This window comes from Solirubrobacter deserti (assembly GCF_027587175.1).
GTDB lineage: Bacteria > Actinomycetota > Thermoleophilia > Solirubrobacterales > Solirubrobacteraceae > Solirubrobacter > Solirubrobacter deserti.
On record NZ_JAPCID010000010.1, the window covers coordinates 59,425 to 72,777 of the forward strand.

Annotated in this window: 10 protein-coding genes; 7 read left to right on the forward strand and 3 right to left on the reverse strand. The window is 72.7% G+C overall.

The window, feature by feature from the left end; translation table 11 throughout:
* Window position 1 precedes the first annotated feature (1 nt).
* Window positions 2-682 (reverse strand): succinate dehydrogenase cytochrome b subunit, encoded by a 681-nt coding sequence (locus OJ962_RS08715; protein WP_202957306.1) that lies wholly within the window; start codon window positions 680-682, stop codon window positions 2-4.
* A 150-nt stretch (window positions 683-832) separates the two neighbouring features.
* On the opposite strand from OJ962_RS08715, the gene OJ962_RS08720 reads away from it, so the two are divergent.
* The 5 genes from OJ962_RS08720 to OJ962_RS08740 are packed head-to-tail and all read left to right on the forward strand — an operon-like array spanning window position 833 to window position 4,203.
* Window positions 833-1,090: a hypothetical protein gene (locus OJ962_RS08720; protein ID WP_270006290.1), complete on the forward strand. Its 258-nt coding sequence runs from the start codon at window positions 833-835 to the stop codon at window positions 1,088-1,090.
* A complete protein-coding gene (locus tag OJ962_RS08725) occupies window positions 1,087-2,553 on the forward strand; it encodes a WXG100 family type VII secretion target (RefSeq protein WP_202957304.1) in 1,467 nt (488 codons plus the stop codon). Before OJ962_RS08720 ends, OJ962_RS08725 begins: the two co-directional genes overlap by 4 nt.
* Window positions 2,553-2,999, forward strand: coding sequence for a DcrB-related protein (locus OJ962_RS08730; protein WP_202957303.1), 447 nt, complete (start codon window positions 2,553-2,555; stop codon window positions 2,997-2,999). Before OJ962_RS08725 ends, OJ962_RS08730 begins: the two co-directional genes overlap by 1 nt.
* A complete protein-coding gene (locus OJ962_RS08735; RefSeq protein WP_270006291.1) occupies window positions 2,996-3,670 on the forward strand; it encodes a hypothetical protein in 675 nt (224 codons plus the stop codon). Before OJ962_RS08730 ends, OJ962_RS08735 begins: the two co-directional genes overlap by 4 nt.
* Window positions 3,667-4,203 (forward strand): hypothetical protein, encoded by a 537-nt coding sequence (locus OJ962_RS08740; protein ID WP_202957301.1) that lies wholly within the window; start codon window positions 3,667-3,669, stop codon window positions 4,201-4,203. The genes OJ962_RS08735 and OJ962_RS08740 overlap by 4 nt, the downstream gene beginning before the upstream one ends.
* A 55-nt stretch (window positions 4,204-4,258) precedes the next feature.
* Here OJ962_RS08740 and OJ962_RS08745 read toward each other — a convergent pair whose 3' ends face one another.
* A complete protein-coding gene (locus OJ962_RS08745; RefSeq protein ID WP_202957300.1) occupies window positions 4,259-4,546 on the reverse strand; it encodes a WXG100 family type VII secretion target in 288 nt (95 codons plus the stop codon).
* An 87-nt stretch (window positions 4,547-4,633) separates the two neighbouring features.
* Here OJ962_RS08745 and eccCa point away from each other — a divergent pair, with 87 nt between their 5' ends.
* Together eccCa and OJ962_RS08755 are read left to right on the forward strand one after the other, a co-directional pair.
* Window positions 4,634-8,512, forward strand: a complete 3,879-nt coding sequence (eccCa, locus tag OJ962_RS08750; RefSeq protein WP_202957299.1) for a type VII secretion protein EccCa — start codon at window positions 4,634-4,636, stop codon at window positions 8,510-8,512.
* Window positions 8,509-9,825, forward strand: a complete 1,317-nt coding sequence (locus OJ962_RS08755) for an EsaB/YukD family protein (protein ID WP_202957298.1) — start codon at window positions 8,509-8,511, stop codon at window positions 9,823-9,825. Before eccCa ends, OJ962_RS08755 begins: the two co-directional genes overlap by 4 nt.
* Here the strand turns inward: OJ962_RS08755 and OJ962_RS08760 are convergent.
* Entirely contained in the window at window positions 9,822-13,268 is a 3,447-nt protein-coding gene (locus OJ962_RS08760; protein WP_202957297.1) for a PIG-L family deacetylase, read from the reverse strand. The genes OJ962_RS08755 and OJ962_RS08760 overlap by 4 nt on opposite strands.
* Window positions 13,269-13,353: the final 85 nt, after the last annotated feature.

The window sequence follows — 13,353 nt, forward strand, 5'->3', positions numbered from 1 at the left end:
CTCAATTGATGACCCCGAACATGACGGCGAGGGGGAAGGAGACGTTGCCCATCACGACGATGGCGGCGAAGCCGATGGCGAACGAGCGGCGCCACGTGCCGTACCAGCCCATGCTCTGGAACAGGCTCCAGGCGCCGTGGTAGAGGTGCACGCCGAGCGCCATGTTCGCCAGCACGTAGAAGATCGCGACCGGCGCCCGCTCGAACGAGGCGATCAGGTTGCGGTACACGTCGCCCTTGACGAAGTCCGGGTTGGTCGTGCCCCAGGTGAGATCCAGCAGGTGCCAGATCACGAACAGCACGACGATGATCCCGGTCCAGCGCATCGTCCGCGAAGCGAAGTCCGCGGCGACGAAGTCGCGCTTGGACTCGTACTTCACCGGCCGCGCGCGGCGGTTCATCATCGTGAGGGCGTAAGCGGCGTGGATGTGGATGAATACGGCTGCCAGCAGCACAAAGCGCATTCCCCACAGCAACCACTCGCGCGGCAGCGCCGGCTCGCCGATCTCACGCAGCCATTCGGCGTAGGCGTTGAGCGACTCGGCCCCGAAGTAGACCTTCAGGTTGCCGATCATGTGCAGGAGCACATAGCCCATCAGGATCAGGCCGCTGACGGCCATCGCGTACTTCTTGCCGACGGCCGTGGCGTAGAGCGACGGCCGCTTTGAAACCGCGGCGCTCATGAACAGTTAGCGATCCTAGCCGTCGCCCTTGTGCGGATCTGTGCGACTGGGCGTGTGCGGGGCGTATGACCGTGGTACCAAGAACCTGATCGTAGGCAAGTTGGAGGCGTTGTTTGGGCCTTGTCGCACATTGAAGTAGAGCCAGGGCAGTTGCAGGTGGCGAGCGGGCGCCAGGGCGCGCTCGCGGAGCAGGTGGCGGGTCTTTCGGGACGGGTGGACTCAGCCGGGCAGGCGGCGTCCGGGGCAGCGGGCGAGGTGGTCGCGCAGGCCGCGATCGCCGACTTCTCGATGGCCTGGAGCATGTCCCTCCAGATGCTCTCGGGATCGATCGGCGGTCTGGCGTCTAACGTCGGCGCGGCCGGGTTGGCCTATTCGCAGACCGACACGAACGCGATGGTGCCGCGATGAGCGATTCGTTCGCGGGCATCGAGGTCCCCGAAGGTGAGCCGGCCGCGCTCGAGGACGCCGCGGGTGAGTTCGGCGCCGTCGCGGCGACCCTGACGGGCGCGGCGGGCGAGCTGCGCGGAATGCCGGCCGGGCTGGCCTGGTCCGGGCCGGCGAGCGTGTCCTACGCCGGCTCCTGCTTGACCAACAGCGGCGCGATCGACACCGCCGTGACGGCGTTCGGGCAGGCCGAGCAGGCCGCCCGCAGCTACGCGGGCACGCTGCGGGGCGCCAAGCAGCGCGCCCGCGAGGCGATCCGCGACGCGCGCGACGCCCAGAAGCGCATCGACGCCGCCGAACGCGCCATCCAGGACGCCCAGAACCGCCAGACCGCCGCGCGCGACGCGGTCGCGTTCGCGTCCAAGCAGATCGCGCTGAGCGCCGCCGCGGCCACGCCCGCTCCGGAGTTCGAGGCCTCGCGGGCCCAGGCCGAGAGCGACGCCGCCGTCGCCGCCGCCGATGAGGCGCGCGCCAGGCGCGAGCTCGAACGCGCCCAGCACGACCTGGAGGCGGCCAAGAAGCGCGGGCGCGAGGCGATGGAGGACGCGCGCGAGGCCGGCCAGACGGCCGCTGGCGCGTTCGGCGCCGCCTCTGCCGCCTCGCCCGCCTACGCGGCGGCGGGCGCGCCCGGGACCGGCGCCCCGGCCGGCGGCGGCTCGTGGTGGAACACGACCAACGAGGGCCAGAAGTGGTTCAACGAGGACGCCTTCCTCGCCCAGCTGGTGTTCGCGCACCCGAAGAACGACACGGTCGGGCGCTACAAGTGGTTCGGCGACCGGGCCTTGGACGCCGCGTCGGACTGGGGCAGCGGCGCGCTCGTGGCCTACGGGCTGCGCGCTCGCAACGCCGCGATCTCGACCGGGTACGCCTGGAACGTCTCGGCCGGCCGGACGTTCGTCGCCGGGCGGCACGGGATCACCGTCGTGGACCACATGACCGCGACGCGCTCCCCGGTGACCGTCATCGACGCGGACCGGTGGGCGGCCGCCGGCAAGTGGGCGAAGGCGGGCAAGGCGGTGCCGTTCGTGGGCGGCGCGATCTCGATCGGCAGCGCGGGCTGGGACCAGTACCGCGAGGACGCGTCCAACCCGAACCTGACCGAGACCGACCGCGTCGGCCGGGCCGCGGGCGTGGGCGTCTACGTCGGCGGCGCCTCGATCGCGGGCGCGGCGATCGGCACGGCGATCTTCCCGGGCGTCGGGACGGGCGTCGGCCTGCTCATCGGCGCGGGCGCGGGCCTCGCCGCGGGCGCGGTGGCGGCGTCGATCGAGCCCGCGAAGGAGTTCATGGCCGACGTCGGCTCAACCGTGGCCAACGGCGTCGTGGACGGCTACAACGCCGCGTCCGACGTCGTCGGCGACATCGGCGACAAGCTCTCCGACATCGACCTGCCCGACGTCGACATGCCCGACCTGAACCCGTTCTGATGCAGCGCCACGAGCACGCCGAGTTCGCGATCGACCTGCCGGAGGACGTCGAGCTGGTCGACCAGCCGGGCACGTTCCTGGTCGCCCGCGACGGGAGCGGCGCATCGCCCTTCCGCGCCAACCTGACCGTCGTCGCCGAGCAGCTGCCGGAGCCGATCACGCTCGACGAGTACACCGCGCTGGGCGTGGAGCTGCTCGAGCGGCGCGTGCCCGGGTTCCGGCTGATCGACCGCGCCGCGACGACGCTCGCCGGGCACGCCGCCGAGCGGACGCTCGCGACCTACCTCGTCGACCTCGAGCGGCCGGTCTCGGTCACGCTGGAGCAGTGGCGGTTGCTCGTGGACGGCGCGGCGTGGATCGTCTCCTGCTCGTGCGACACCGCCGAGTACTGGCAGGCGGCGGAGGCGTGGACGGCGTGCGCGGAGTCGCTGGAGGTCGCGCGATGATCGAGTTCGAGGAGGCGCACGGCGACCTGCGCGCCCGCGTCGAGGTGATCGACTGGGTCTTAGGCGAGCGTGACGCGCCGCCCGAGGACGCCGGCGTGCTGCTGGTCGACGGCGCGCTGCACCCGCGGCTGCAGGCCGCGCGGGAGATCGTGCGCGCCCCGCTCGCCGAGCTGTGGATGGAGCGCGGAGACCGGCGCGGCCGCGGCTGGGTGAGCCCGCGCGGGAGCGTGCTCGCGCATCCGCTTCCGGACGGCCGGATGCGGCTCGTGACCGTGCGCACGCCGCTGGTGATCGACGCGCTGGTGCGCCTCAACGACGTCGGCCCGCGGCCGCGCTTCGAGCCGGCGATCCGGATCGCGGTCGCCCCGGCCGCGCTGGCCGAGGCCCTCGCCGCGCGCGAGGCGGTGCGCGCCGGCATCGCCGACCCCCAGCAGGCGGCGGCGTTCGAGCGCGTCGTGGCCGGCCTGCGCGAGCACTGGCGCGTCTCGGCCACCTGGGAGCCCGCCGACGGCGCGCTGGGCGGCCGCGACATCGAGGTACTGGACACCGAAGACGGGTATTGGCTCGTCATCCCCGACGATCCGACAGTGGAGCTCTGGCCGGCCACGCCGACGGCGGTCTTCCGCGGGCTGTGCGGCCTGCTGCCCACGTTCGAGGAGGTGCGTTCGTGACCTTGCGGCCTGGCATCACGGCGCGCGTCGTGTTCTTCGTGCTCGCCCTCGCCCTGTTCGCCCTGGGCGTCGGCGCGCTGTTCTCCAACCCGGTCGTGGGCGCGATCGGCGTCGCGCTCTTCGGCTTCGCGCTGGTGAACGCGAGCTTCCGGCTCTTTCACCCGCGGTCGTACGCGACCGTCGTGGGGGAGGACGGCTTCCGCGTCCACGACTGGCGCGGCCGCCTCGTCCACGACGTGGCCTGGAGCGAGCTCTCGCACCTGACCGTCTTCGGAGGCAACGGGCTGCGCGGCCCCGGCTCGCTGTTGTTGCTCGCCTGGCGCTGCGAGCCCCGCCGCCCCGGTCCCGGCCGCCAGCCCTGGTCGGGCGGCGGCACCAACGCCATGGGGGAGGCCTTCGACGGCGCGCTGCCCGCCGCCTACCTGGGCGCCGAGCGCATGCTCGAGCTGTTCAAGGACCGCGCCGAGCGCGCCCACGTGGCCGGCCACCGCGCCCCGCAGCGCGTCGGCGACATCCGCCTCGAGCCGTTCTGAGGCAAAGAAAAACCCGCCATGGGGCGGGCTTTTCCGAACGGCTGGGTGCGGCGCCTCAGTGGAAGCTGGACGCGACGCTCTGCTCGGTCTGCTCGTAGTTCACGCCCGCCTGCTGCGTGAGCTGGCTGATGCCCGTCAGGGCTTCCTGGATGCCGCGCGACGAGCGCTGCCACTCGGCCCACAGCTCCTGGAAGCGCGCCTGCGCGACGCCCTGCCACTCCGACTGCAGCGGCGCGACCTGGCCGGCCAGCTGGGAGAGCGTGGACTCGATGTTGGCCGCGCCCGCGTTGAGCTGGGCGCCGATCGACTGCAGCTGCTCGGGGGTAACAGCGATGTTGGGCATTGGTGGATGTGCCTCCCTTTAGTGCAAACGTCAGATGAGGCGTACCCCGGGTCCCGAGCGGGAACACACCTTTCCAGTTCGACGACGATGACGAGGCCCCAGACGGACACCCTGCACCGCCCGCCGCGGGCGTACCCGCCGGCGGTGCCGAGCGACAAGCTGCGCCTCGCCGCACCCCCGACCGAGCCGCAGCCGCCGCAGGTCGGGATCATCAGCCTGCTGTTCCCGGTGGTCGGCGGCGTCGGCATGCTCGGCTTCGCGATCGCGTACGGCTCCAGCACGTTCCTCTACATCGCCGGCGCGATGATCTGCCTGCTGCTGCTGTTCTCGATCGGCATGCGCTGGTCGCAGAAGCGCATGGTGCGCAAGCGTGCGGCGGCGGACGCGCGCCGCTACGCCGACTACCTGCGCCAGACCGACCGTGAGCTCGCCGTCGCGGGTGAGCTCCAGCGCGGCGCCCTCGCCCGCCTGTACCCCGAGGCCAAGCAGCTGTGGACGCAGCTGGTCAAGGGCCGCGACGTGTGGGAGCGCCGTCCGCACGACAAGGACTTCCTGCACGTGCGCATCGGCGAGGGCACCGTGGAGCTCGACAAGCAGGTCGAGTTCGACCTCGGCATGAACGTGCTGGCCGAGTATCAGAAGCAGTCGCTGCACGAGGCCAAGCGGCTGATCGAGCGGCGCACGAAGCTGCGCAACGAGCCCGTGGTCGTGGACCTCGCGGACTGCGGCGTGCTGGCGGTCACCGGCGAGCGCACGCGCGCCCGGGCGTGGGCCCGCGGGCTGATGGTCCAGCTCGCGGCGGCTCGCGCGCCGCACGACCTGCGCCTGATCACCTACTTCGAGGCCGAGCACGCGACGGACTGGGAGTGGGGGAAGTGGCTCCCGCACCAGCGCGTGGATCCGGGCGCGGGCCCGTCCGCGGGCTTGACGCTCACCCGCACGCCCGCCGAGCTCGAGGCGCTGCTCGAGCGCGAGCTCAAGCCGCGCGCCGACCACCTGCGCCGGCTCTCCGAGGCCGACTCGCACACGCGCCGGAACTTCGAGCTGGCCGCGCCCGAGCTGGTCGTGCTCGTCGACGGCTTCACGCCCGACGGCGAGATCGCGGGCGGTACGTCGTTCAAGGAGCTGCTGGCCCGGGCGCGCGAGCTCAAGTGCGTGCTCGTGCTGCTCGCGGACGCGCGCGAGCTCGAGCCTTCGCACATCGACGCCCGCCTGACGGTCCCCGAGCGCGGGCTCGGCGGCTGGGAGGTCTGGGGCCAGGACGCGCCGTCGATCCCGGAGGTGCGCATCGACGAGGTGGACCTCGGGATCGCGGAGGCGATCGCGCGCACGCTCGCGCCGCTGCGCCTGGCCGAGGGCGACAGCGACGGCGAGCGCGGGCTCGGCGCGTCCGTCCGGCTCGTCGAGCTGCTCGGCGCCGACGGCGTCGAGGCGGTCCCGCCCGCGCCGCCGCACCGCCCGCGTGAGCAGGCGCTGCGCGCGCCGATCGGGCGCACCAAGACCGGCGAGGTCCTGTGGCTGGACCTCAAGCAGGCGGCCGAGGAGGGCATGGGCCCGCACGGCGTGCTGGTCGGCGCGACCGGCTCGGGCAAGTCCGAGCTGCTGCGCTCGCTCGTCGCGGGGCTGGCCGCCACGCACGACCCGGAGCAGCTCGCGTTCGTGCTCGTCGACTACAAGGGCGGCGCGGCGTTCGCGGAGCTCAGCCGCCTGCCGCACGTGGCGGGCATGATCACCAACCTCTCGCAGGACCTCTCGCTCGTGGACCGTATGCGCGACGCGCTGATCGGAGAGCAGGAGCGCCGCCAGACGATCCTGCGCGAGGCGGGCAACGTCGACGACATCGTCGACTACCAGCAGCGCCGGCTCTCGGACCCGTCGCTGCCGCCGCTCCCGGACCTGCTCGTGATCGTCGACGAGTTCGCCGAGCTCCTCGCCGCGCGGCCCGAGTTCATCGACCTGTTCGTCGGCATCGGCCGGGTCGGCCGCTCGCTCGGCATCCACCTGCTGCTGTCCTCCCAGCGCCTCGACGAGGGCCGGCTGCGCGGCCTGGAGTCTCACCTGCGCTATCGCATCTGCCTGCGCACGTACTCCTCGGTCGAGTCCAAGCTCGTGCTCGGCACGCCCGACGCCTACCTGCTGCCGTCGGTGCCCGGCCTCGGCTACCTGAAGGTGGACACAAGCCACTACGAGCAGTTCCGTGCCGCCTACTCGTCCGCGCCGGCGCCCGCCGAGGTGGACCTGAGCCAGCCGCTGCCGGTGCGCGTGTTCGACACCCAGGCCGTGGACCAGGACGAGCCGGTGGTCGCCCCGGTCGCCACCGGCGCGAGCGAGCTCAAGCTGCTCGTCGACCGGCTGGCCGCGGGCCGCGAGCGCGTGCACCAGGTGTGGGTGGACCCGCTGTCGGAGGCCGAGCCGCTCGACGCGGTCCTCGACGCGCCCCCGTTCTGGCGCGGCGGCAACCCGGGACTGAAGGCCACCGTCGGCCGCCTGGATCTGCCCGCCGAGCAGCGCACCGAGCCGTACACCCTTGACCTCACCGGCGCCGGCGGCCACGTCGCGATCGTCGGCGCGCCGCGCACGGGCAAGAGCACCGCGCTGCGCACGCTCGCCGCGTCGCTGATCCTGCGCCACGCGCCCAACCAGGTGCAGCTGTACGCGATCGACCTCGGCGGCGGCGCGCTCGCGCCGCTGCGGCACGCGCCGCACGTCGGCGGCATCGCCGGCAAGCTCGACCGCGAGGCGATCCCGCGCGTCGTCGCCCAGCTGCGCGGGGAGATCGAGGACCGCGAGCTGCTGTTCCGCGACCGCGGCTGGGAGGGCATGCGCGACGCCCGCGCGGCCGCCGACGGCGTCCCGGACATCGTCCTGCTCGTCGACGGCTGGGAGGTGTTCAAGCGCGAGTTCGAGGGCTTGGACCGCCAGGTCGAGGAGCTCGCCGCGGCGGGCCTGAGCTTCGGCGTGCACGTCGTCGTGGCCGCGAACCGCTGGGCCGAGATCCGGCCGGCGCTGCTGGACAATCTCGGCGCGCGGCTGGAGCTGCGCCTCAACGACGCGATCGACTCGCTGGTGAACCGCAAGGCCGCCGAGGCGCTGCCGGACGTCGCGGGCCGCGCGCTCACGCCGGGCGGGCTGCACGTGCAGCTCGCGCTCCCGCGCGTGGACGGCGAGCACAGCGACGAGGGGATCGGCGACGCGCTGACGATGATCGCGCGCCAGGCCGCCGAGCACTGGGACGGCAAGCGCGCCGATCCGATCCGGCTGCTCCCGCGCGTCCTGCACAGCGTGCCCGCGCCCGACGAGCACGGCATCGCGATCGGGATCGAGGAGCGCGCACTCGAACCCGTCCGCGTGGACCTGCTCGAAGGCGACCCGCACCTGCTCGTCTTCGGCGACGCCGAGACCGGCAAGTCCTCGCTGCTGCGTACGCTCGCCCACGGCCTGCCCGACGACGTGCGGCTGACGGTCGTGGACGTGCGCCGCTCGCTCGCCGACCTGGCGGACGCGGCCCACCAGTACGCGACCAACACGCTGCAGGCGCAGGAGGCGGCGAACGCCCTCCAGCGCGAGCTGTTCCCGCGGCTGACCACGCCCGACCCGGACGGCCCGCGCCACGTCGTGCTGTTCGACGACTACGACCTGTCCACCGGGCCGACCGGCGGGCCGCTCGCGCCGCTGCTCGACCTCGTCGCCGTCGGCCGCGACATCGGCCTGCACGTCGTGCTCACCCGCCGCGTCGGCGGCAGCGCCCGCGGGCTCTATGAGCCCGTCTTCGCCCGCCTGCGCGAGCTGGGCTCGCCCGGGCTGATCATGAGCGGCGATCCGAGCGAGGGCGCGCTGCTGCCGGGCGTCAAGGCCGCCCCGCAGCCGCCCGGCCGTGGCCTGCTCGTCCGCCGCGGCGAGCGCCCATTGCTCGTCCAGACCGTCTTCACCCCCGCCGGACATCTCGCCAAAGAGGGAGCCAGATGAACAACACCGCCGCCGTCACCATCGCGGGGCCGGACCGCAAGGTGGACCTCGTGGTGTCCACCGAGACGCCGCTGCAGGAGCTGATGCCCACGTTCGTGGAGCTCAGCGCCGACGAGGCGCCCGACGGTCCGGTGTGGAGCGTCGCGCCTCCCGGCCGCGAGCCGCTGCCGCTCGAGCGCACGCTCGCGCAGAGCGACGTCACGGACGGCACGGTGTTGCAGCTCGTCCAGCTGCGCTCGCAGGCGTTGGCGCCGCCGAGCCCGGCGGCGCTGCGCGTGCCGGAGGAGCCGTCGCGCGGCACGCCGCGCCAGCGCACCGAACAGGCACTGCCGGAGGCGCTGGGCAAGGGCGCCCGGATGAGCGCGGCGATCAGCGCCTTCTTCGGGCACGAGGAGGAGCCGCCGATCGTCGAGTCGGCCGAGCCGCGGCAGGTGACCAACCGCGAGGTGCTCACGCGCCCGGCGCAGAAGGGCGCGATGGAGCGCGCCAAGGCGGCGTGGCGCGAGTCCGACTACCAGGGCCGGCTGAACCGGACGATCGCCGCGCCGCGGCTCACGCGTTGCGCGACGATCGCGGTCGTCTCGCCCAAGGGCGGCGTCGGCAAGACGACGCTGACGGTCCTGCTCGGCTCGCTGCTCGCCCGCGAGCGCCGCGACCGCATCGTCGCCGTGGACACCAACCCCGACTACGGCTCGCTCGGCCGGACGCTCACACCCGACCACCAGGTGTTCGTCGACGACCTCGGCGACCTGCTCGAGCAGCCGGACCTGTCGGTGACGTCGCTGGACCGCCGGCTCGGCCGCGCGATCGAAGGTCTGATGGTCTTGCCCGCGCCGACCGACCCGCAGCGCATGGCCCGCCTGGACGAAGATGCTTACCTGCGCGTGATTCGGCGCCTGCAGACGATGGTCGGCGTGCTCGTGCTCGACTGCGGTACCGGCCTGCAGGAGCCGGCGGCGCGCGCCGCGCAGGCGTGCGCGGACCAGCTCGTGCTCGTCTCGGACGCGCACCCGTCGACCGCGTCCTTGGTGACCGAGGCCGCCGAGCTGCTGCGCACGGTCGGCCCACCGATGACGCTCGCGGTCAACAAGATGCCCGACAAGAAGGCCGCGCAGATCGATCTCGACGGCCTGGACGCGCTCGTCCCGGACGCCCAGGGCCTGGTCTGCATCGATGACGAGCCGGCGGCGGCCGCGCGCGTGGCCGCCGGCGACTTCACCTGGGACGACGCGCCGGCGAGCTGGAACCGTCAGGTCCGCGAGCTCGCCGTCACGTTGCAGGCCGACTGGGACCGGCTGGGGCTGGCCGGCTAGGGGTTGGTGGTGGACAGGGTGAAGGTCACCGTCTTGGAGTAGGTGCCCGTTCGCAACGGGTCGGTGCGCTTGATCAGCTGCCGGAAGGTGACGTCGACCTCGTCGTTGCTCACCGGCTCGTTCCAGGTCGTCTTCTCCAGCTCGACGCGGAGCGGCTCGGCGAGCGTGAACGCGCCGTTGGTCATGTGGCCGGGGTTGCTGACCGACAGCGTCGCGTCACCCGCGGTGGAAATCACCGTCGCGGTGGTCGTCGCCGTGTAGTCCATGGTGATCCCGGGCGTGAACGGATCGAAGCGCGCCGCCGGACCGAGCGTGAGCGACAGCGTCGCGGGCACCGTGCCGCCCACGGTGCCGCTCGCAACGGTCACCGGCACGTCGAACGCCTGCACCTCGTCCTGCGCGTTGACGAAGGAGACGAGCAGCGAGACGCCCTTCTCCAGCCGCTTCGCCGCTTCGGCGCTGATCGGGAGCGACAGCGTGCTCGCGCCCACGGCCACGTCGAACGTCCTGCTCGCCAGGACACCGCCCATCATGTCCGGCGCCCACGGCGGCGTGGAGCCGTCGGCGGCGCTGCACGCGCTGAGCCCGTAGTCCGGCGCCGGGTTGGTCGCCGGGTCACAGCTCGTGTTCCACACGCGCGTGTAGCCCTTGTTGCCGTCCCGCGGGTCGACGCCGTACAGGAACAGCCGCGCCTTGCCGGCGGCGCCCGCGGTGACCTTCAGGTCGACGGTGCCGGGTGAGGCCGTCCAGCCCGTGATCGTCAACCCGCGGGCAGCGGGCGCCGGCTCGCGGCCGGAGATCGGCACGCCGTTGCGCGCGGACTGGGCGATCGTCTGCGGCGAGTCCGCGCTGTCGAGCGGGCTCGCGAGCTTGGGCTCGGCGGGCGTGGTCGGGCGGCCCGCCGGCGGCGTGTAGCCCGGCAGCGTCGCGCGGCCCCAGCGGTACGGGTCCGACTGCACCGAGCCGAACGTGGCCCACGCCAGGCGCGTGCTCATGTCGATGTGGCGCAGCACGGTCGAGCCGGTCCCGGCCGTGTTGTCGTCGTTGTCGTAGGGCGTGATGTTCAGGCCCATCCGCTCCGGATCCACGGCGGCGGGGAGAATCGCCATCGGGACCTTGACCTCGAGGTTGTAGCCGCCGCCCGCGTAGGCGTGGCTCGTGCCGACGTCGTTGGTGCCGACCCACGTCGCGGTGGACTTGACCTGCACGCCGGGCGCGTTCGGGCCGTCCGGGATCGTGGCCGCGAGCGGGCCGGTGGAGTAGCCCTGGTGGTTGTCGGCGTCACGCGACCAGCACGGGCCGTTGACGCCGTTGCCGTTGCGGTTGGCCGGGTCGTTGGTGAACGGGAAGACCGCGAGCTTGAACGTGTGCGCGGTGTCCATCGCGTTCTCGGACGCCCGCCCGCGCGGGTCGATCAGGATCTCGACCGAGTCCGCCAGCCAGTGCCCGACGCACTCCTCGGGCGTGACCGCATAGCTCTGGAAGTCGTCCTGGACGCGGATGAAGAAGTACAGGTCGTCGCCGGAGCGGGTGACCTTCGCGTACGTCTGGTTTGCTCCCGCCGAGCCGCAGTCGACGCCGAGCGGCACGCAGTCGCGCGTCGCGCCGCCGGGCTCCCACTTCTTGCCGACGTCGAGCGACTCGCCGGTGTACTCGCCGGCGCCCTCGGCGCCGTCGAGCGTGGGCGTGGCGCCGGCCGGGATCGACGTCTTGGGCACGATCGCCAGCGTCAGGTCCTCGAACCCGGTGCCGTTGCCGTTGTAGGTCGTCGTGATGCGCACGTTGACGTTCGTGTTGACCTGCTGGCCCGGCGGGTTGCCGGGGTTGGTGGTCGGCAGCGTCGCGTTCGTGAAGCTGTTGGAGACGCTGAAGTTCACGGTCGTCTCGGCACCGGGCGCGAGCGTCGCGTAGGGCTTGCTCGTCGCGTCGGCGGCCAGGCCGGCCGGGAGCGTCAGCCGCACCTCGCCGCTCTGCGGCTCGTCCGACCAGTTGTGGACCTTCACCGGCAGCGTGAAGGTCTCACCGGCGGCGGTCGTCTGCACGGCGCCGGAGCGGCCGATGCGGCGCGCGAGCGGCGCCGTCTCCTCCGTCCACTGGTCGTACTCGGCGAACTTGCCCCAGCGCTGGAACAGGCCCTCGACGGGCGAGACCACGCGCACGACCTGGTCCGTGTAGCCCTTCGCGCCGCCGGCCGTCCAGGTGGCGGAGACCTTGTAGTTGGTGTTGACCGCGGCGGTCGCGCTCGGCGTGACCGTGAACGTCACGGTCTGCCCGCCCGTGCCCACGGCGGGGACGGGCTTGGCCGCGTCCACCGTCCAGCCGGCCGGGACGTTGAGCGCCACGGAGCCGGCCGGGATCGTCCCGGACGGCGCCTTCAGGTGCACGGTCGCTTGGAACGGTCCGCCGGGCGTGTTGTAGAAGTCGCTGAAGGTGAGGTACTGGAGCGTCCCGAGCGGCAGCCCGCCCGGGTCGGGCTTGACGGCGCCGTAGAGGATGGCGTCGTCCTTACCGGCCGCCGCGTTGAGCGAGCCGTCCGGGTTCACGTTGGGCTGGAACGGGACGAAGTTGCCGGTCATGCCGAAGCGCGAGCACCCCGGCGCCTGCAGCTCCTTGAACATCACGCGGCTCTGCGTCGGGTAGGCGCGCGTGCCCTCCATCGCCACCTGCGCCCACGTCTTGGCCGTGCCCGCGGGCTGGCCCTGGACGTTGCCCGGCGGCCAGCGGTACGGGGACGCGTAGCCCGTCCACACGCCGGACACGTTGTCCAGGCCGGTGGGCGTGAAGCCCGTCGTGCAGTCCGGGGCTGAGGTGGTCCCGCCCGTGCCCGCGGTCGCGCCGCCGGAGAAGACCTTCTTGACCTGCCAGGTGGAGAGCGCGTTCGGGCCCGTCAGCTGCTCCGGGAACATCGTCGGATCGGCCGCGGCCTGCATCCCCTCCCAGATGTACCGGCCGGCCTGCTGATGGTTGCCGTGGCCGGCGGCGAGCGAGGGCGTGAAGCCGACGTAGATGTCGGGCTGGGTCATGCGGATGATCCGCGTGATCCGGCGCAGCGTCTCGTCACCCCAGAAGTACTGCGTGAGCGGCGCGCTCTGGTTGTAGAAGAAGTCGACCTGGTCGATGTTGAAGATGTCGACCGTGCCGGACCGGTAGTGCGCGACGCGATCCTCGTTCTCGCGCCGCAGGCCAAGCGCCGGGCCGAGCTCGGTGCCGGTGGCGTTGCCGCCGCCCTCGCCGCGCGTGACCATGATGATCCCGCACTTGACGTCGTAGCGGGCGTGCCAGACGCCGCACGGCCCGATGATGCTCGTGTCGTCGTCAGGATGGGCCCACTCGCCCATGACGTTGATCTTCACCGCCTCGCTCGCGGTGTACGGCGCGGCTGAAGCGGCTCCCGGCGCGCACAGCGCCGCCGCCAGGACCATCGCAAACGACCAACGTCTCATGCGGCCTCTCCTCCCACACTCGAACCCCATCGAACGACATCGAACAGAGCGGTGTTCTCAACTTATGCCCGCTGTCAAGTCGCCT